This is a genomic window from Paenibacillus sp. 2TAB23, assembly GCF_052115165.1.
GTDB lineage: Bacteria > Bacillota > Bacilli > Paenibacillales > Paenibacillaceae > Pristimantibacillus.
This window is the reverse complement of record NZ_JBFRGD010000012.1, coordinates 200690-220157: the sequence shown is the minus strand read 5'-3', so window position 1 is coordinate 220157 and position 19468 is coordinate 200690. Positions and strand designations below refer to the sequence as shown.

Sequence of the window (19468 nt, the reverse complement as noted above, 5' to 3'; positions counted from 1 at the left end):
CCGTTACGTAAGCCGTACCGCCTGTTGCCGTAAGCAGGTCCGTTTTGGAAACTGTTACTTCCGTTGCGCCTTCTGCTACCGTTGCAGTCTCAAGTACCGTGCCGCCTGTTGCTACGCCGTATACGTTCACGATGTCGCCTTCTGCTAGGCCTGTTACTTTTACCGTATCTGCACCGCCTGTTGGGCTGTTTGTTATGGTAATCGTCGCTGCTGCCGGCGCTGCACTAATTTCAGCATCATACGCTTTTGTCGTTCTCGTGCTGACTAGCTTGTCCACGCTCTTTACGCCGACATATACGCTGCTTGCTGTTGCGCCTAACTGTTCTATCGTAACCGTCGCTGACGTTGCACCTTCGGCCACCGTTGCTGTTCCGATTGCTGTTCCGCCTGTCGCTGCTTTATACACGCTCACAACGTCGCCTTCGATAAGACCTGTAACGACCACTGTATCGTTCACGCCTACTTTGTTGTTCAATACTGTAATATTCGCTGCTGCTGGCGCTAGCGATACGGTTTCCGTTACGTATACTTTCGAGGTACGAGTACTCTCCAGCTTGTTCACTTTCGTTACCGTTACGTAAGCCGTACCGCCTGTTGACGTGAGCAAATCTGATTTTGAGACCGTTACTTCAGTAGCGCCTTCTGCTACTGTTCCTGTTTCTAAGACTGTCCCGCCTGTCGCAACGCCGTAAACGTTCACGATGTCGCCTTCTGCTAAGCCTGTTACTTTTACCGTATCCGCACTTCCTGTTGGACCATTCGTTATCGTTACGTTAGCCGCGACTGGTGCTACGCTGATTTCAGCATCATAAGCTTTAAGCGTTCTTGCACTCTCCAGCTTATCTACGTTTTTCACGCTCACATACACACTGCTAGCTGTTGCGCCAAGCTGATCAATCGTTACCGTTGCTGATGTTGCTCCTTCAGCTACTGTAGCTGTTCCGATTGCCGTTCCGCCTGTTGCTGCTTTGTAGACATTAACTATATCGCCCTCTACAAGACCTGTTACTACTACTTTATCTTGAACTCCAGACTTATTATTAGCTACATTAATGGTGCTGGCAGCTATTATAGTGGATATTGGCTCACTGATATACGTTTTTGATGTGCGTGTACTCTCTAGCTTATTTAGCTTTGTCACTGAAACCTGTGCTGTTCCGCCTGTAGCAGTAAGCAAATCTACTTTGGAAACGGTAACCTCTGTTGCGCCCTCCGCAACAGTTGCGCTTTCAATTACGCTACCATAGACAGTTACAATATCGCCTGCAGTAAGCCCGACTACTTTAACAGTATCAGCACTTCCTGTTTTTTCATTGTTAACCGTGATATTAGCTGCAACCGGAGCTATGGATGTCTCCGAATCATATGCTTTAAATACGCGAGTGCTTTCCGAATCCGCACCACTCGTAACTGTTACGTAAATGCTTCCGACTCCGCTGCCGAGTTGATCAATTTCCACTAATGCTTCAGTTGCATCAACGGCAACGGTTGCTGTTCCCATAAGCGTGCCGGATGTTGCAGCATTGTAGACCTTTACAATATCGCCTGCTAACAGGCCTGTTACTTTTACCGTATCTTTAACTCCTGCTTTATTATTAGCAACAGAGATAGAAGCGGCTACAGGAGAAGTTGAAGCTGCTGCATACCCAATGGCTGGGCTTATTGCGGATAAAAGCAATGTTGCGCTTATTATTCCTGTTGCAAGTCTAACAGAATTAGCTTTTGCTCTAGGTTGTACTTTTGACTTTGGCTTCAATTTCATCGGCTTTGCCTCCACAATAGATCTAGTAGTATACTACTATTACTATCGGAAATAGCTTTCATATTATTTAGGTATTTTTTCAGCCTGATACCTCATTCACAAAGTATTAATATTATAGTTGTAGAATGGGTATGCGGCTGTAGTTCAAATAAACCCCAGTAGTTCAAAGAAAAGACTTAATGAAAACTATAAAGTACATAGTAATAACCAATAAGCTATAATTAATATTTAATGATAATCAAGATAGTTCTTTGGAACTACCCCCTTCATAAGCTTCCTCTTGTTTATAACTTAATGCTCTGTAATTTAACGATCTCCATAATTAGCAAAATCTATATTCAGTCTACATAAAACCTACTTATTAAAAATATGTGGATGTTATGCAGCTACAGGACCGAAGCGTTCATGAACTCAGCCAAAAGACCGTAAACATCTACCTTCCCTTTATCTCGGGACCAGCAAGATCTAAGTGCTCCTCGAAGCGCATGACGCTCATACCGTGGTTTTCAGACGAAAAAAAGAGCTGCTTCCACGAGATGGAAAGCGGCTCTTTGTACATTCATTGTGCAGCTATACGATCACTTTGCCAAAAGCCTGAATGATATCCGCTCGGAAGGAAGTTCCAGCCAGCTTCCGAATTTCCTCGTAAGCCTCCCGCTTAGACATCGCTTGGCGATAGGATCTTGGCGTTGTCATGGCCAAAAAGACTTCCACTACGCCGAGCATTTGCGATAGCAGCGGTATCTGATCCTCTTTCAGACAATAAGGGTATCCGGTACCGTCAATCTTCTCATGGTGATAGAGGAACACGTTTTGCACTTCCAGAAATCCTGGGATGCCCTCGCATAGCTCCTTCGCCATATAGCAATGCTCCTGCACCACTTCAAGCTCAAATTCCGACAGCTTTCCTTCCTTTTCGAACATGTAATCGGGGAGCTTGACCCGGCTTACGAAATGCAGCAGCGACAATAGCTCGATCTCCCAATCCTTCGTCTGAGTGCCGCCGCACTCCATCCACAGCCCCTTCAGCAGCAGGCTCATTTCGCTTATTTCTTTGCGTGAGGTTTGCGTTTTGCGCTCCCCGACGGGTACGAAGCATTGCAGCATATGAATGATTTGCTGCTTCTGCTGCTGCAAAGCACGCACTTCAAGCTGCTTTGCCTGCTGATGGCGCGCAATAACGACAATGCCCCCAAGCAATACGCTCCCAAGCGCAAGCAAGATTCGCATAAAGGCAGATTGCACAGTCGTATCCGCCTCTCCGCCCATGCCAGTCGTCCCGGCAACCGTATAAACAACGAAATACGCAAAAAAGAAAATACATGAGTAAGCGTACTCTCTATAAGTCGTAAGCAAGCTGCTCATGACCGGAATAAAAAAAACAATGGCCCATATTTGTCTAAACAGCATCGGGTAATAAAGAGAAAGAGCAAGCATGATCAGATATAAAAATAAAACGACAACAAGCTTTATGTATTTGCTGTCCCCAAACCATTTTTTCTGATAATCGAACATTCCCCATGCGAGGATGGCGATGGTCATCGCAGCCATGACAAATGTTAAAGACATATTGCTTCTGCTAAATGCAGCATCCACGATCGCCAACAAGGCGATCATAGACGTCATACAGCCAATCAAGATCAGAATCATATGATGGATAGGCATGGAAAGCAGTTTATTGTATTTCATGGATCTCCCTCCTGATTTCCATGAAATCAACGTTCTCTTTGGACTGGAAGACACTCGCCCCATTCATGACTTGCTGTATGGCGTGCAATATGTGCTCAGGGTCCGTATCCTTCATTAAATAACCGTCAATCCCGGCCTTAAAGGCAAGGTAGATGTCTTCACAATCGTCAAAGGCCGTTAACACGACGATTTTTATATGCGGTATTTTGTTTTTCAGCCGTTTGGCACCCTCAATAATGGAGACACCAGGCATCTTCAGGTCTGTAAGCAGGAGATCGGGAAGCAGCTCCTCAGAAACCTCAACCGCTTCATTCCCATTCGAGGCTTCCCCTACAATGCCATAAATATCGCTGCTTTTAAGCAGCATGCGGAGACCTAGCCTTGCATAGGGCCGATCATCTGCAATCACTACCTTATACATAAGCCAAGCTCCTCTCACGCGGAATAGCCGCCATTATGGTTGTTCCCATCGTTCCGTCAGAACGAATGGATATCGACCCGTTCAACGCTTTTATCCGATTCGTCATGCCATTAATCCCCAATTTGCCTCCCTGAGCTGCCTCACTGTCATTCATAATGCCTTGCCCATCGTCTTTAATCATGATGTTCCATTGAACGCTCGTTACTTCAACCTTCACATGAATCATCGTTGCTTTTGCATGCTTTATGACATTATTGGCTGCCTCTTCAATGAAATGGTAGATGGTCTCTTCGATTTCAACTCTCTCTTGAGCAATCCAGCCTACGTTCTCGTAATCAAGCCTCACGCCAGTATGATCCGTAATTCGGTGAAGCATCCTTTCAATGGCATCATGAAGATTGAACCTTCGCTTCTCCCCTTTAAGCTCCGTAATGAATTTACGGATATCACGATGGCTCTCTTTCACCTTTTTTTCCATTTCCGTCAACAAGGACAGCGCTTCGTCCTTCGATTCTCCCTGCAGCACATTTTTCAATTGAAATAGTTGAATGGAATAGAAGAAGAGTTCCTGCGCAATGCCGTCATGAATATTTTGAGCAATGGAGTCTCTCTCCATCGCAATCGCGATATCCTTTATTTCCTTTATTTTTATATTAATGTCATAATATGTTTCAAATTTCATTAAAACGAGCTGAATATACGCTTTTTGCAGCATAGATAACTCTCCCGTATTGGCCTGTACGAGCAACCACCCATATCTGTTTCCGCTCCGGTCTTGCATTGCACGCATATAAAACGAAGTCATCTCTCCTGTCGGCGAGGGCAGCTGAATGTACCCTTTAGAAGAATGATCAGCTATTTGCTCCATGCCATTCGAAAAGTAGGTATGCGTCCAGGTCTGATCCAGCTGGTGTGAACCCGCTCCGCTTATGCATAACCATGCCTTGCGCTTTTCCAAAATCTCTTTTAGAAACTCCTCCACGTATTCAATTGCAGCCTGATAGCTAATTCCATTATGCAAGTGGCTGGAAGAATAGAGCTTCACTAAGGTTCGAATATGGGCATACAGGCGAATGGAGCAATAGTGTACCGTCGCCGCCATACTATAGAAGAGGACGACGTATAGGATATACGCCCCATGTATCGTTAAATAGGCGTTTATGGTGATCCCCTCCAGTAAAGAGAGAAGAATCGGATTAAACAAGAAGAAAAGGAACGTGACCGCGTAATAAGTCTTCCACTTCGTATATGCTTTCAGCATGGCTAAACTTGATAGGCTATAAAAAATGAACGGACCGGTTAGCCCGCCCGTAGACCAGAGAAGATAGATTTGGAAAAGCAGATCCATGCTTATCGCTAACCACGCAAGCCTTTTCAGAGATTTGTTCAAAAAAAACAAGCTGTAGAGCGTTTGAAGGCTGACTGCAGCAAGCACGAGTCCAGCGTCCCCGCTTACGAACTCTCCAGAATGGACCAAAAGACCTATTATCAATGAAAGCCAACGACATCCGATGACAATATATAAACTGGTACGACTATGCAATATCATTATTTACTCCTAGAAACAACAAATTATAGTAGTCAAATAGTCTTACATCATATACAATGGTAATTAGTGTAAAGGTAGGACTAATTAACTAATATCAGTATAGCATAACTTATTTATATATGGAGGTAACCGGCATGATAAATATGATTATCCTCGATGATCATCCACTTGTACGCCAAGGGATACGAATGATTGTATCTATGGAAAATAAAATAAACATTGTCGGAGAGGCATCCAACGCGAAGGAAGCGTTGGTTATCATGGGGCAAACGCACCCTGATCTTGTGCTTGTCGATTTGAACTTGGGTAATGACAATGGTTTGGATTTCATCCAGCACGCTAGAAGTATGGGACATCATTGCAAATATCTCATCTTGACGTCCTCCGCTACAAGCAACGAGCTGCGATTGGCGCAATCGCTCGGTGTCGAAGGCATGTGTCTGAAGGAAGCGCTGCCGGAGGACTTATTATATGCAGTTGATGTCGTAGCAAGAGGGCGTAAATATTATGATCCTGTTTTTATGGACTCTTTAATGGATACTGCTCCTACGACCGGAGAGCTCGCGTTCGCAGAGCTGACCCCCAAGGAGCTTGAAGTTCTTATTTCGCTAGGCAAGGGCCGCTCGAACAAAGAGGTTGCAAGCGATCTATACATAACGGAATTTACAGTCAAAAAGCATGTCAGCCAAATATTAGCCAAGCTGAGCTTAGCTGACCGGACACAAGCGGCCTTATATGCTTTGTCGAAAGGACTCGTTCAGTTTGAGCTCGCCAAATAGATGAGCTTGGTACAATAGGAAGCTCCGCCTATAATACGGCGGAGCTTCTGCTGCTTACAGCTTTAATGGCTTAGCAAGTGTGTGCATCGGCCATAGCGAGAAGGCCGCATAGCCTTTAATGTCACGAATATGAATAGGACCCAGTTCAGGATCCCTGCTGTCCAGGCTTTCTCCGAGCGTACGATTGTCACCCGCGACAAACAGCTCATCCATTCCTATAACAACCTCTTCCATATCTTCAGATTGGCCATAGGTGTAAGACTCCAGCAGCGGCAATCCGTTTACATAGGTCACACCCTCTTCTATGGCAACCTTATCGCCTTCAACTGCTATGACCCTTTTCACAAGGCTATAACCCAGACGATCCTCATTTATAATGACGATATCCCCGTACTTGGGAACGCCAAGAAACAAAGCCAGCTTATTGATAAGCAGAACGTTGCCGCTCTGCAGCGTGGGATTCATGGAATTTCCTGAAACTCTCATTAGCCCGGTCAAGTTGTTAAGCACAACAAATATGATGCCTACAATTAAAAGAAGCCGTACCCAGCTCCATACCCCCTGTTTCTTTTGAGGTACGTTGGCTTTACTGTCCAACACTTCCAGCTCTTCTGCCATTCTCCGATGTCACCGCCTTCAAATTAATATTCGTATACAGCGTCTGTGACGGATTGGGATTCTGAGGGAACGAATGTCAATTGAGGCGGCGCATAACTTCCTGCAAGTGATTGTATAGCTTCCTTCGCACTGTCTACAATAACCTGGATCTTGTCTAGCATTTGCTTACGGTCTTGCTCGTTATTGATGACCACGTTTTCTAAAATCGCTGCTGCATATTGTTCAATTGCCTGAGTATGCACAAGCTTCTGCTCTTCCGTATATGCATCCAGCTGCTTGGATGACGCCTCTAGTCGAAGCTGCAATTCTTCCTTCAACATGGCCTTTTGCTTATCGGTTTCGGACTGGATAGAATGCTCCAAGCTCTCCATAACGATCTCGGTTTTCTTGTTGAACCAGGCTTCGATTGTAGCCCCAAGGTCTACATCTGCATAAGCAATACCCGTTGTCGCTGTGATCGCGACTGTTAAAGAAACAATTCCAGCTGCGATCTTTTTCTTTGACCACAAAGCTTTATGTCTGTTCGTTCTGCTTTTCATATGAACCACTCCTTCCTTTCATGCTCAAAAAAATAACCGGGAAGCCCCTTTCAAGGGCTTCCTGCGGTTTCATTCTACATGGATAGGGAACTACTGGATGCTTAGAACGATTTCATCAAGTTTATCAAGAGCATCTTTTTGAAGAGCTGCACCATTAGCCGCAATTGCTGCTTCTGCATCAGCGACGCCTTTGTTTGTCAAAGTAACAAGTTCTGCTTGAAGAGCAGCGATTTTGTTATTCAAGTTCGTTTGAATTTCAGTAGTTGCCGTTGTGCTCTCACCAGCCAGCAATGCATTCAGCTCGGATTGCGTTTCAGCGATTTCGGCGTTCAAAGCGGCAACGGCTGCGCCTTTAGTAGTAGCTGCTGCATCATTTTGTCTATTCAAGTAAGTGTTTTGGTGGTTTTTAATAGCTGCGTTAAGCTCTTTCTTGTTCGAAACTCCGATAGTATCAATTGCATCGTTTGCGGAAGCATTGGTTGTACCAACAAATGCATCATATTCAGCTGGCATACTGCCTGTAATTGCATCTTGAGCCGTGTTGATTTGTGTTGTATATTCATTCACTTGATCATTGATCGCTTTATTAACGTTTTTGATCTCTGCATTTCCAGCATCTCTGATGTCTCTTTGAGCTTGGCCTTTCAGGTCGCTTACAGCAGCCGCATGAGTTGTTTTGCTAGTCGCATAATAATTTGCGAAGTCTCCGGAAATGGTTGATTTTACAGCTTTAGAAGCCGTTGTGTACCAGCCTTGCAGTTGAGTTCCCGCATTAGTTGCTGCGAATACCGTCCCCATGGAAGCTACCATACCTACTACTACTACTCCTGCTACTACTTTGCTTTTAATCATTTTCATTGTCGTCAATCTCCTCTTTTTTGGTTTATTGGTTTAGACTATCTCATTCTAATTGCTGTCTACCCGAGCTTCGCCGCCGTCTAATTGCTGCGTCAGTTCTTTAATTGTGGCCTCAGCAAGTTGTTCAAGCTCTTCGTTATTCTCGTTAGTCACTGTTCTTATGTAAGGTTCAAACGTCTGTTCCTTGGTGATACGGGCAAGTTCAGAGGCTTTTGCCTCGATTTGGCCGATATAAGCTTGGCTCGACGATTGTATGGTCAGCTTCGACTCTTCAAGACTTACACTCAGCGCATTCGACAGGTCGGCATCGGCCTTATCTGCCAAGTTGCCTGATGCGCTGCTCACGCTCTGTGAAGCTTGCAATAATCCTTCCACGACAACATAATCCAAGATTTCAGCGGTTAGCTGATGCGATCTATCCTTGTACCAATCCTGTACAAGCAAGCTCTCATTGGATTGTGCGTACACGCTGCCGATGGCTAGGAGAGAGGAGATCCCCACCGAAGCAGCAATCCATTTATATCGACTACGTTTCAATGTGGGGCCTCCTTTCGTTTCTCGCTAAAGCAATTATATCGCTTGCGCAAATTCGAAACGTCACCCATCCGTGTGATTTAATTGTCTCCATTAGAGGGGATGCATGGTATACTTTCGTACCAGATCGAAGCAACTCCGATTCCAGGTCCTCCTTCTAGGCCTCCAAGCGCTATCTCTTACTTCATATGAGAACCTACCTGCCGCACAGCTATGGATGGGAAGAAAATGATAAAAAGGACTGCCGAGGTGAAAAAATGTGAATGCTATGCTACAATACTACAATTGCACAGGCATAGATCATAGGGAGGTTTATTGCAGCGCCATGCTTATCATTGGAATCGCCGGCGGCACCGGATCCGGCAAAACAACGGTTGCCCGTTCTGTCATTGATCGTCTTGGATCAGACAAAGTAACATTTATATCCCAGGATAATTATTATAAAAACCCGACGCATCTCAGCTTGGCTGAGCGTGAGCTTATCAATTATGATCATCCGCTTGCATTCGACATCGAGCTGCTCGCAAACGACCTCATGACGCTGAGAGCAGGTCAAATGGCTTTTGCACCCGTTTATGATTTCACCATCCACGGACGATCAGAGGATGAGACAATAGAGCTTAAGCCGAACAAGATCGTTATTCTGGAAGGGCTTCATGTGCTGGCTGAGGAGAGTATCCGCAAAGTGCTCGACATTAAGGTTTTTGTCGATACCGATCCGGATGTACGCATATTGCGCCGGGTATTGCGGGACATCGAGGAGCGTGGAAGGACAATCAAGTCCGTACATGACCAATATTTGAATACAGTGAAACCGATGCATGAAGCGTTTATTGAGCCCTCCAAAAAATATGCGGATATTATCATCCCGGAAGGCGGACACAACGAGGTAGGCATCCAGCTGCTGTCGATACTGACAGAGAAATATTTGACGGACAGCCCGGGTATTCTGGAGTTATAGCTGCTGCGGTCATCTATGGCATCAAAAAAGAGCACCCTCTCGGTGCTCTTTTTAATACTTGCCTATGGAACACTACGGCTTAGCGAATTGAAGCACGGCTATCGCTGCACGTTCTCTTCGGTCTGCATCACCGCTTCTCATCGCCTTTCTTAATATATCCAGCGCCAATGTAATGGTCTCCTGATCGACTGCACATGAGCGTTCCGTATCCGCCGCCTGTCCGAAAGGCTTATCCAGCCAGTGCTCAATCTGCTCCGGCGTTACCTTCCGTTCGAGCATTGAGATGGTTACCTTCCTGTCTACAAAGGACTTCAGCTCCGGATGCAGCTCCGACCTCAGCAAGCTCTTCAGCCAAGTCACGCCTCGCCGATGGCAGAGGCCCGCTTCCTCCTCAGACGGTCTATCTACATAGTAATAGTCGCCTAAATCGCCCATATGAACATGATCGCCATCTGCCAGAAAGAGATAATCCCCATCCTGCATATCGTAAACAAAGGAGCCGATCTCGAGCAGCCGATCCAGCAGCACCGCCCCCTTTTGATCGCAGGCTTGAACCACCTTTTCCTGTCCAGCCTCCTTGCTTAACTGCTCTAAATCCCCTATTCCCGGCCATTCGAAACCTACGTAATGGTCTCTCAAAAATGTAGGGACATGCCGCGCACCGTGAAATTCAGAATTAAGAAGAAAAACATTCATTCGTTGTGCCTCCAATCGTATGCAAGAACCGCACTGATGCTTACTCTTAAATTTTCTTTATTATCCAGTATAGATAGCTGGAAGTAAATATGAGGGCACTCCGCAACGAAAATAAGCAGCTGCAATCTCGTTAGAGAATGAGCCGCTTATCCGAAAAGATCAATCCCGTACCCTATTTAACGTTTTTCTTATTTCGTTTCCTTGACGAGCTCTACTTCCTTCTGAAAAATAACCTTTGCATTTCCCCCGGCTGCATTCAGCCATACCGCTTGAATAATCGCTCTCCCGCTTAATCCTTTATTCGAAAGGGACACCGTTCCGTTCAGCTTTACGTTTACCGCTTGGTCTCCAGATAGCTTAATCCACTTCACGAATGCAGACGGCAGCTCTACCCCTAATACGCTAAGCCTGTATTGATGCTTCGTGCCATTATCGCTAATAGTCACCGTTTCCTGAACCTCGGAACGAATATATGCCATTAGCCAAGCATGCATGGCCGGCTTCTCCTTCTCCAGCGCTTGCTGAAAGCCTAGGGAAACGGCTTGCCACTCAGCCGCCGTAATGCCCAATCCATGAAACCATTCACTTAAGGCATACCGGTCTTTTTGCTGCAATACCTCGGTTAAAGATTGATTGATAAGGGTGCTTGCCGCTTTCTTATTAGCAAACAGTGACGTGATCTCCTTCGGTTTCTTGGCTGCTAGAAGCTCGCGAACAGTTCCCTCGATTCCCTTTGCCTGACTCCCATCGCCGAATAGAAAAACAACCATATCGTTGATATTCACATCTGTAGTGCCGCCGGCTTCCGTCAGGATTGCTAGTGCAGCCTGATATTCGGGATTCGCCAACATGGCCTTAAGCTCTGATGCTTGAGGATCATACTGAAAGGCTCCAGCAGCCTTGAATATTCGGAATAGGCTGGTCTTTAGCTGTACAGCATCAACGGAGGCTGGCAGCTTATCGCTTAATTTATTCCATATCGGATCTATGATGTACTGCATCTCGGTATCATCAAGCCCGGCTATCTCTTCTTGAACAGCGTGTATTTTCTGTGCCGATTGGGAGCCTCCAGCTGCAATAGCCTCATGCAGCCTGTTCATACGCTCCAGCAGGAGCGCCGGGATAACGGGCTCGCTTCCTGTATCGGCGGCCTTCAATGTTATTTCTTTCCGGAAAAGAAGGCTCTCCGATTGTCCATCCGGGCTGATCGCCTTTGCCTGGATGACAGCAGACACCTCCGGCGTATAGGGCGGGATCGTAACGACGCCATCAGGCAGTACCGTCACAGCATTGCTGCCTGATACTTTGGACCATGTCAGAAGCTCGGCAGGGACGGACTTTCCAAGCACAGACAACGCATAGGCATGCTTCAGCCCATCATCGCTAATGATCGCCGTTTCCTGTGCTTCTGAGCGAAAGTAGGCGCTCAGCATGGCACTGGCAGCTGATTCGCTATGTGCAAGCTTATCTTCAAAGCCGCTCAAGACGCTTAGGATATCCTCCGTTGTCACCCCTCTTTGCTTAAGAGCGCTGCCCAAAGCATAAAAATAGGTCGCTTGCTGCCCGTCATCCGATTCGCTAAAGACCGTATCGATTGCCGATCGAAGCTGTTGCTTGCGCTTCTCATCATTATGAAGCAGGGCGATCAAGTCCTGCGGAGATTGTCTTGCAAGAAGTCCCAGCCATTCGCCTTGCACCCCGCCCCTTGCGGCGTCATCGCCGAACAGTAGGATCAGAAGCTGCTCAGCGCCGTTGGAGTAAACCGGGATGATGTTATTAAACAGCAGCTTATAGTCAGCGTTAGTGCGAATGGCATCCAACCGGGCCTCCTGCGGGTCGAAATACAAGCCTGCAGTCTCTTTCAGCAGTTGAAACAGGGCCCGTTTCATTCGGTCCGCTTGTGCTGCCGAGAATCGGATCGCCAGCTTATTCCAAATGGGATCGAGCAGTTGCAAATTTGAATCCACATCAAGAGCCGCCCACTCGTCCTGCAGGCTGCGTACATTTGACAAGTCAGAAGGCGGCCCCTCTGCGAGCGTTCCGTACAACTTGCTCATTCTCGCGAAGAAGGGCTCCTCCGGAAAGTCCGCAAATGAATGCGAATGCCTCATCTCTTCCTCGAGGATTACCTTGTCCGGACCGCCGTATGGATGAAGCAGGTTGACTTGAATAAGCGCTTCTCCGCTGGCTGCAGGGTAAACTAATTGCATGCCCCCCCTAGGAAAGACCAACAGATCAGAGCTTCCCGAAAGCTTGGACCAAACCAGTTGATCAGGCAAAACATAGGATCCGAATACGCCTAGATCATAATGATAAATACGGCCGTCCGTGACATTGCCATCGTAATGGGCTATACGGTAGCTGGTGCTCACATTCGAGCGCATATAGGCGACGGCGATTCCGACAAAAGCATCCGTATCGAGCTGTAGCCTATTCCCGAAGCTTTGCAGCACCTCCTGCATGTTCAGAGCGGTTATTCCTAGATTGCGGAAAACCCTGCTAACCTGATAGTCATTGGATAACCCAAGCACCTCCTTCAGTTCGGAGAATAGAAGATCGTTTACCTTCTCTCTTTCCTGCGTCAGCGCCATTAGCGAAAACGGATCCATATTACGGATTTCTTCTCTGATGGTCCCTTCAAGCCCTTTGCGGCTGTTGCCGTCGCCATATAAGAAGATTAGAAAATCCTCGAGTGTCAGGCTTGGCTGCCCCGCCGCAGCAGAGATTGCTTGAAGCGCCGCACGGTAATCGGAATTGCTACGGATATTTTCCAATTCGCTGGCCTGCGGATCCAATTGAGTTACAATGACTGCTTTGAAAAACCGAAAAAGATCGGCTTTCACTTTTACTTTATCGACATGTGCAGGAAGCTTCAGCGCCATCTTGTTCCATATCGGATCAATAAGCGACTGGTCATTCAAGTCATCCAGCCCATCAAGCTCGTCTCGCAGATTGAACACATGCTGGGCATCGGCCTGATCACCAGCGGCAAGCGCCTCATGAAATTCCCGCCACTTAACCAAGCTAGCTTTAGGCACCGCTTCGGCGGCGCTCGCAATCCCCAAGCTGCCTCCACCTACTGGCTGGTTCCAGCTTCCCAGCGGCAAACCCGTGAGCAGCGCGGCGAACAAGCTTGAAATGATAACGGATACCATTATTTTGTTTCGTACATTCACTTTCTTCATCCTCCATTTCGATTTAAATTCTATGCATGAATAGGCATCTATCGTCTTTCTCTGAGCTGGAAATAATGTGCATGGTAAGCATTATTATATACAAAATTATTCTTTTTGAATAACTAATTATATAATATATTCATAAAGAGAACTTTTTTTACTCATAGATAGCAAAAAGAGCGCCCGATATAGGCGCTCTTCTAACTTATCACTGCATTTATTTCACCGCACCAGCCGTAATTCCGCTTGCGATCTGCCGTTGGAAAATAATATAGACGATGAGGACCGGAATAATCGTAATCAGCAGTGCCGCGAATAACGGGCCCCATTCGGTACGGTACTGCATCTCTGCCTGCATAACCCCGATCTCTACCGGCAAGGTGTATTGCGTAGGATCATTGATGAGAATGGTGCCTACGATATACTCATTCCATATATTTAGAATATTGACAATGCCGATTGTAATTAGGCCAGGTTGGGATAACGGCAGCATGACCTTGAAGAACGTCCCGTAATAAGAAGCGCCATCCACGATAGCCGCTTCCTCCAGCTCCTTCGGCAGCGATTTGAAGAAGCCGACCAGCACGAAGATGCCGAAAGCGAGCAAGCTTGAGGTATATACGAATATCAAGCCTAGCTTCGTATTGATCAATCCCATGGCATTCATTAAGAAAAACAAAGGAATGAGCGCAAGGACAAAGGGTACCATCATCGAGGAAATATAAAGCAGAAAGAGCGTATTGCTGCCCCTGAATTTATATCTCGCCAGCACGTAAGCCGTCGTTGCCGAGAGCAGCAGCGCCAGCAAGGTTGACCCTAGCGTAATGACAAGCGAGTTGACAAAATACGTACTAAAGTTGTATTTGCTCCATACATAGGAGAAATTGGACCAAAGCAGCGGCATTTCCGGTAAGGACCACGGCGCATTCAAGAAAAATTGCTCATTATCTTTTAAGGAATCGAACAAAGTCCACAGCAGCGGGTACAAAACCGATATGCCCCATAAAAGCAAAATCACGTAAATAATTAGCTTTGCTATCGGATTTTTAATTCTGATGTCCATCTTATTTCCCCCTTAGCTCATCTCAACGGAATCATGACGCATTAACCGCTGAAGCACGATGGTCGTAATTAGCGACAGGACCAAGATGACAAACCCGATCGAAGCGCCGTACCCGAAATGGTATTGACGGAATGCCATTTGATACAAGTAAGAGCCCATAACCTGCGTGCTGTTGTCCGGCCCGCCCTCGGTCATGATCCAGACGATTACGAAAGAGCCGTTCAGGGTGGTCATCATAATGTTCAAGATTGACACTTTTATTTGCTCCCACGTCAGCGGTACCGTAATGCTCCAGAACTGCTTCCACTCGCCTGCGCCTTCTATGTTCGCCGCTTCGTAATACGATTCGGGGATGCTTTGAATGGCTGCGATGAGCAGAATCATATAGAATCCGATTCCCGCCCAAATAGCAGGAGGAAGCAGCATCCATATTGTATGGTCCGTGAAGCCAAGCCATGTTATCGTGACCTGCTCCTTCGTAAACAAGGACAAAAACCCATTCAAAAACCCAATTTGCGGATTATATATGAAATTCCACAATACGCCGATAACAACGACGGAAATAACGTTCGGAATGAAGAAGATCGAGCGGAAAAAGCCTGCCAAGCGGAAGCCAAAACGCGTGAGCGCTACGGCGAAAAAAGTCGCGAGCAGCATAATGCCGACTACTTTGCCTGCCACCAAAAAATAATCGTTGCCAATCGCTCGCCAAACGATAGGATCGTGGAACATCTCTACGAAATTGTCAAAGCCTACAAACGTTTTTTTGTCCGACATGCCGGACCAATCAAAGAAGCTGTAATAAAGCCCTTGCACAACCGGATAAATCGTAAATACGCCGAAGAAAAGCAGCGTAGGGATGATAAACGATGCGATAAATATATTTCTCTGCCACTTTGCCGTACCTGCGTTCATCTTTCCATCCCCCCAAGTAAACTCGCAGAGGGCGATCGAGGCAGCATGCCTTGATCACCCCGCTTTGCATGCTAGTAAAGGCTATTATTTGCTCGCTTTTTTCACGGCGTCCGTAACCCGCTTTACCCATTCCTCCGGCGTAATGGAGCTGATGGTCAATGCATCTGTCGCATCCATCATCGCTTTGTCTACATCGGCATTGTAAGTAATCGTCGGAATGACAATCGTGTTCGGGTCAGTCAAATATTTGGCAGCGTCCTTCACAAAGCTTGGAGCGTTCGAAGCGCTGATGTCGCCTTTAATGTTGGAAGGCGCACCGCTTAGCTCTGCCCACTGGGAAGCTTGCTCTTTGGAGAAAATAAACTGCAGGAACGCTTTTGCGGCTTCTTTGTTTTTGCCGTTTTTCGCGATCGCTACGGTTGCCGTAGACGTATTCGCGACAACCTTGCCGCCTGCTTCTTGCGTTACGGAAGGAATAAAGCCAAAATCAAAGCCGGCTGGCACATCTTTTGCCATCTCGTTAGGCAGCCAGAGGCCGTTCGGAATAAATGCATCTTTATTTTGCAGGAAAAGCATTTGGGAATCGGTGTGGTTGATTTGAATCGATGCTTTATCAATGAAGCCTTTGTCGCGCAGCTCCACGATTTTGTTCAAAGCCGTAAGCACCGCCGGGCTCTCGAACGCTTCGACCTTGTTAGCCGCCATATCTTGAAGAATCGTGTAATCGTTATTGTTTGCCGACACGATAGCCGGATAAAGAATGGAACCGTTAATATAGTACGGGTATTTGCCTGTGTGAATAAAAGGCGTTACGCCGTCTGCTTTGATTTTGTCGCTGATCTCAATGAACGATGGGAAATCAGTCGGCTCGGCCCAGCCTTTTTCCTTGAAGAGCGCTTTGTTCCAGAATACGCCCCATGAATTAAGCACGAGCGGAATGTTATACACCTTGCCGTCGAATTGCTGCGCAGGCTGTGCAAGGATATCCGTGATCAAGTCGCCATCGACATTCTTGGCTTCTTTCAGCCATTCCGTCAGATCCTCAAGCTGGCCATCCTCGACCATTTGGCGGTCATTAAGCACGGGGCCGTCAATGTATACGAAGTCCGGCGGATTTCCCCCGATCCAGCGAGGCCTGTTTTGATCATTTATTTTTGGTCCGGCAGATTCTTTGATTTTGAGCTCGGGGTTTGCGGCTTGGAAATCGGCAATAACCTTTTTCCACCATTTGTCTCCATAACCGCCAACGAAGTATTGAATTTCGAAATCGCCAGTCAGCTTGGTTGTCTCTGTTCCTGCATCGGGGGTTTTTGTTTCTTCTGCGGCAGGAGCCGAGTTAGAAGGGGCATTCGTCGCGTTGCTGTTTCCATTGTTTGATCCGCAACCAGCTAGCGATACGGTTGCCAATACAACGGCAATCCCGAGCGCTGCAAATTTTTTCTTCATCATCATTAAAGCAAACCCTCCCAAAAATAATGTTTTACGCTGTTTGTACGAGCATGCTGCTGCGCTCTTTCGCGTAAGTTCATCATAAATTGGGAGGGCTTTTATCTCTATTGAATATCTTCCATATATTCTTTATTATCTTCTTTTCTATGATCTAGTTCATTTGAACACGTTTGCTCTCAGCGAACTGCTGCAGCTGGTCGAGTGCCGCTTTTGGCGTCATATGCTCATAAAGGACGGCATCGCCCATTTTGCGGGCGTAATCTAGCACCGCCTGCCAGGAAGGCTGTTTTATCGGATAAAATTTCGCTTTGCTGAGCGCCTCGAGGTCGCTTTTTATGGCATCGTTCTTTGCCGACAAACTCGATCCAACCGTCGTCGTGGCGGGCAGAAAGCCCTCCCGCTTGACCATTTCCTCATATTCCTTGTCATCGTACAAGAAATCCAAAAACTTCGACAGCGCTTCTTTGTTCGTGTGGTCCGTCTTGAATGAAACGAGTACGTCATGCACCCCGAATGTAATCGGCGGCATTCCGTCTTTAACGGGAATCGGGCCCTTGCCCCAGTTCAAATCCGGAAATTCCTTCGGCACGACGGATGAGAAATAATTGCCGGAAATCATCATGGCAAGCTGTCCGCCGCCCAGAATCCGCTGCTTCTCATCCCGCGTCGTTACGGTGGGCTCTGGATCCGTCAAGCCTTTGTCGAATAGCTCCTTCAGAAAAGCTACCCCTTCTACATTAGCCGGTGAGTTAATGCTCCACTTCCCGTCCTTTGTCCATTCGCCCCCTGCACCATAGAAAATATACGTCAGTGAAGCCTGGGTTTCATTATCGGTAAGATCCAAGCCAAATCCTTCCGCTATGCCAAGTTCCTTCACTTTCTGCGCGACTTGCTCTAGCTCGGACCAGGTGGTTGGAGGAGCATCCACACCTGCTTTCTGCAGCAAATCCTTGTTGTAATAGAGGTTACGGGTTGTCGCTACATAGGGAACAGCGTACTGAATGCCGTCCATCTGATCCATTTCCACTAAATTCGGATATAGCTTAGCCGTAAGCTCCGGTGATAAAATATCACCCATGTCGTTTAGCAATCCATCCTTGGCGTAATGCGCGTACACATTCGTATTCAGCAAATCCGGCGGCTGGTTTTTACTAATCATGGATGTATAGATTCCGTCGAGAATATCCCAGTTCGCTACCTGCAGCTCCACATCGATCAGCGGGTTTCTTCGTCCGAATTCCTTCACCAGCTTCTCGAGCAGCGGTTTTGTCTCCGTGCTGTATTCGGCCGCAACGAAACGAATCAAGGCTCGCTCCTCCTTCGGGGGCGCAGTAGGCTGCGGCGCCGCATTCATGCAAGAAGCGAGGAGAGCCGAAAGGAGAAGCAATGGAATAGCAGAAATCAACGGCTGCATCAAACGATATTTTTGCACCATCTTGTCATCGTATCCTTTCACGGAAGTTCTACTTGCTATTAATAAAAGGAAACAATAACTTCTGATTTTCGGAGGTATACATGTTCTGTTTCGTAATGACGTTTGAATCCATGTAAGTAATTGGCTCGACAGCGCTGCCTTCTATCAGCTTCAGTGCTGTTTTCACACCAAGATAGCCCATGTTGAATGGCTTCTGTACAATCGCGGCCCGGATGATGCCTGCTTCCAGCAGCTTCACTTCATCGCTGGTGCTGTCGAACCCAATCAGGCTGATACTCTTTGCCCGGTTATACTCCATGAGAGCCCTTGCGGCTCCTTGCGATGCCGATGCATTCATGGTGATGATCGAATTAATCGGCGAATCGCTGAGGAGCAATTGCTTAGACAGTTCATAGGCACGCTCCTCGGAGCCTTCTGCATATAAAGGAGAAAGCATAGAGCCCGGATAACCATCCAAAGCAAGCTTCATGCCTGCCAGACGCTCCTCGGAGGTAAGCGAATCCGCAAAATCGCTTATGACAGCTATAATCGGCTTTCCGCTTGTTTCCTCAATGGCCGTAAGACCAGCTAACTTCCCCGCCTCTGTATGGTTGCTGGAGACTACCGCAGGAGCAGGCTTCATAGCAGGCGAATAATTGATAATAACTAGTTTTATCCCTGCCTCACGTGCCTTGGCAAGTGCTGCCGGCATGCGATTATGCTTAATTGCAGCAATTACAATAGCCTGGGGCTTACGTACGATGGCTTCTTCCAAAAGCCTAATTTGCGAGGCTGCGTCCTCTTCGGATAGCGGCCCCTCCACATTCAGCTTTGCGCCAATTTCCTTGGCAGCGGCCTCGGCACCCTCATTGACGGCTTGCCAGAAATCGTGGCGAACGTTTAAAGTTTGCAGGATTAACGTTACGCTTTTCTCGTCATGTGCCGCTCCGGAAAATAGCCTAAGATTAAACAACAAATAAATCGAGACTACCGCTACTACAACGATAAGTCCTATCGTAAATCGATGCTTCCGCACAACTCTGCA

16 protein-coding genes and 1 pseudogene are annotated in these 19468 nt (G+C 47.0%); 2 read left to right on the top strand and 15 right to left on the bottom strand.

The window, feature by feature from the left end; genetic code table 11:
- The 4 genes and pseudogenes from AB4Z29_RS18625 to AB4Z29_RS18610 all read right to left on the bottom strand — a co-directional run.
- A pseudogene (locus AB4Z29_RS18625) lies at positions 1-1762 on the bottom strand (hypothetical protein); the annotation flags it as partial.
- Positions 1763-2332: 570 nt separating this feature from the next.
- On the bottom strand, positions 2333-3451 hold the full coding sequence (locus tag AB4Z29_RS18620) for an HD-GYP domain-containing protein (RefSeq protein WP_441944515.1): 1119 nt from the start codon (positions 3449-3451) through the stop codon (positions 2333-2335).
- Positions 3438-3872, bottom strand: a complete 435-nt coding sequence (locus AB4Z29_RS18615; RefSeq protein ID WP_441944514.1) for a response regulator — start codon at positions 3870-3872, stop codon at positions 3438-3440. The genes AB4Z29_RS18620 and AB4Z29_RS18615 overlap by 14 nt, the downstream gene beginning before the upstream one ends.
- Positions 3865-5364, bottom strand: a complete 1500-nt coding sequence (locus AB4Z29_RS18610) for a sensor histidine kinase (protein ID WP_441944513.1) — start codon at positions 5362-5364, stop codon at positions 3865-3867. Before AB4Z29_RS18610 ends, AB4Z29_RS18615 begins: the two co-directional genes overlap by 8 nt.
- 191 nt (positions 5365-5555) lie before the next feature.
- Between AB4Z29_RS18610 and AB4Z29_RS18605 the strand changes: the two genes are divergently transcribed.
- A complete protein-coding gene (locus AB4Z29_RS18605; protein WP_441944512.1) occupies positions 5556-6200 on the top strand; it encodes a response regulator in 645 nt (214 codons plus the stop codon).
- A 54-nt stretch (positions 6201-6254) separates the two neighbouring features.
- Here the strand turns inward: AB4Z29_RS18605 and lepB are convergent, their stop codons facing one another.
- From lepB to AB4Z29_RS18585, 4 genes are all read right to left on the bottom strand, one after another.
- Entirely contained in the window at positions 6255-6818 is a 564-nt protein-coding gene (gene lepB / locus AB4Z29_RS18600; protein ID WP_441944511.1) for a signal peptidase I, read from the bottom strand.
- A 23-nt stretch (positions 6819-6841) separates the two neighbouring features.
- Positions 6842-7357 carry a hypothetical protein gene (locus AB4Z29_RS18595; RefSeq protein ID WP_441944510.1) on the bottom strand — a complete coding sequence of 172 codons (516 nt, stop codon included), beginning with the start codon at positions 7355-7357 and terminating at the stop codon, positions 6842-6844.
- A gap of 90 nt (positions 7358-7447) precedes the next feature.
- Positions 7448-8215 (bottom strand): hypothetical protein, encoded by a 768-nt coding sequence (locus tag AB4Z29_RS18590; protein ID WP_441944509.1) that lies wholly within the window; start codon positions 8213-8215, stop codon positions 7448-7450.
- Between the two features lie 48 nt (positions 8216-8263).
- Positions 8264-8752 (bottom strand): hypothetical protein, encoded by a 489-nt coding sequence (locus AB4Z29_RS18585; RefSeq protein ID WP_441944508.1) that lies wholly within the window; start codon positions 8750-8752, stop codon positions 8264-8266.
- Positions 8753-9074: 322 nt separating this feature from the next.
- Here AB4Z29_RS18585 and udk point away from each other — a divergent pair, with 322 nt between their 5' ends.
- On the top strand, positions 9075-9710 hold the full coding sequence (gene udk, locus AB4Z29_RS18580) for a uridine kinase (RefSeq protein WP_441944507.1): 636 nt from the start codon (positions 9075-9077) through the stop codon (positions 9708-9710).
- 72 nt (positions 9711-9782) lie between these two features.
- On the opposite strand, the gene AB4Z29_RS18575 is transcribed toward udk, so the two are convergent.
- From AB4Z29_RS18575 to AB4Z29_RS18545, 7 genes are all read right to left on the bottom strand, one after another.
- The gene (locus AB4Z29_RS18575) at positions 9783-10406 is read right to left on the bottom strand and encodes a hypothetical protein (RefSeq protein ID WP_441944506.1); all 624 of its coding nucleotides are present in this window, start codon (positions 10404-10406) and stop codon (positions 9783-9785) included.
- 188 nt (positions 10407-10594) lie between these two features.
- Entirely contained in the window at positions 10595-13582 is a 2988-nt protein-coding gene (locus AB4Z29_RS18570) for a hypothetical protein (RefSeq protein ID WP_441944505.1), read from the bottom strand.
- A gap of 217 nt (positions 13583-13799) precedes the next feature.
- A complete protein-coding gene (locus AB4Z29_RS18565; RefSeq protein WP_441944504.1) occupies positions 13800-14645 on the bottom strand; it encodes a carbohydrate ABC transporter permease in 846 nt (281 codons plus the stop codon).
- Positions 14646-14657: 12 nt separating this feature from the next.
- Entirely contained in the window at positions 14658-15560 is a 903-nt protein-coding gene (locus AB4Z29_RS18560) for a carbohydrate ABC transporter permease (protein WP_441944503.1), read from the bottom strand.
- A gap of 84 nt (positions 15561-15644) precedes the next feature.
- Positions 15645-17012 (bottom strand): ABC transporter substrate-binding protein, encoded by a 1368-nt coding sequence (locus AB4Z29_RS18555; RefSeq protein WP_441944502.1) that lies wholly within the window; start codon positions 17010-17012, stop codon positions 15645-15647.
- Between the two features lie 148 nt (positions 17013-17160).
- Positions 17161-18315 (bottom strand): extracellular solute-binding protein, encoded by a 1155-nt coding sequence (locus AB4Z29_RS18550; protein ID WP_441944501.1) that lies wholly within the window; start codon positions 18313-18315, stop codon positions 17161-17163.
- Between the two features lie 157 nt (positions 18316-18472).
- The gene (locus AB4Z29_RS18545) at positions 18473-19459 is read right to left on the bottom strand and encodes a substrate-binding domain-containing protein (protein ID WP_441944500.1); all 987 of its coding nucleotides are present in this window, start codon (positions 19457-19459) and stop codon (positions 18473-18475) included.
- Positions 19460-19468 lie beyond the last annotated feature (9 nt).

Coding starts and splice junctions, on each gene's coding strand:
- AB4Z29_RS18595 (WP_441944510.1), bottom strand. CDS start 7,357: ATGAAAAGCAGAACGAACAGACATAAAGCTTTGTGGTCAAAGAAAAAG.
- AB4Z29_RS18555 (WP_441944502.1), bottom strand. CDS start 17,012: ATGATGATGAAGAAAAAATTTGCAGCGCTCGGGATTGCCGTTGTATTG.
- udk (WP_441944507.1), top strand. CDS start 9,075: ATGCTTATCATTGGAATCGCCGGCGGCACCGGATCCGGCAAAACAACG.
- AB4Z29_RS18615 (WP_441944514.1), bottom strand. CDS start 3,872: ATGTATAAGGTAGTGATTGCAGATGATCGGCCCTATGCAAGGCTAGGT.
- AB4Z29_RS18605 (WP_441944512.1), top strand. CDS start 5,556: ATGATAAATATGATTATCCTCGATGATCATCCACTTGTACGCCAAGGG.
- AB4Z29_RS18565 (WP_441944504.1), bottom strand. CDS start 14,645: ATGGACATCAGAATTAAAAATCCGATAGCAAAGCTAATTATTTACGTG.
- AB4Z29_RS18620 (WP_441944515.1), bottom strand. CDS start 3,451: ATGAAATACAATAAACTGCTTTCCATGCCTATCCATCATATGATTCTG.
- lepB (WP_441944511.1), bottom strand. CDS start 6,818: ATGGCAGAAGAGCTGGAAGTGTTGGACAGTAAAGCCAACGTACCTCAA.
- AB4Z29_RS18575 (WP_441944506.1), bottom strand. CDS start 10,406: ATGAATGTTTTTCTTCTTAATTCTGAATTTCACGGTGCGCGGCATGTC.
- AB4Z29_RS18560 (WP_441944503.1), bottom strand. CDS start 15,560: ATGAACGCAGGTACGGCAAAGTGGCAGAGAAATATATTTATCGCATCG.
- AB4Z29_RS18590 (WP_441944509.1), bottom strand. CDS start 8,215: ATGAAAATGATTAAAAGCAAAGTAGTAGCAGGAGTAGTAGTAGTAGGT.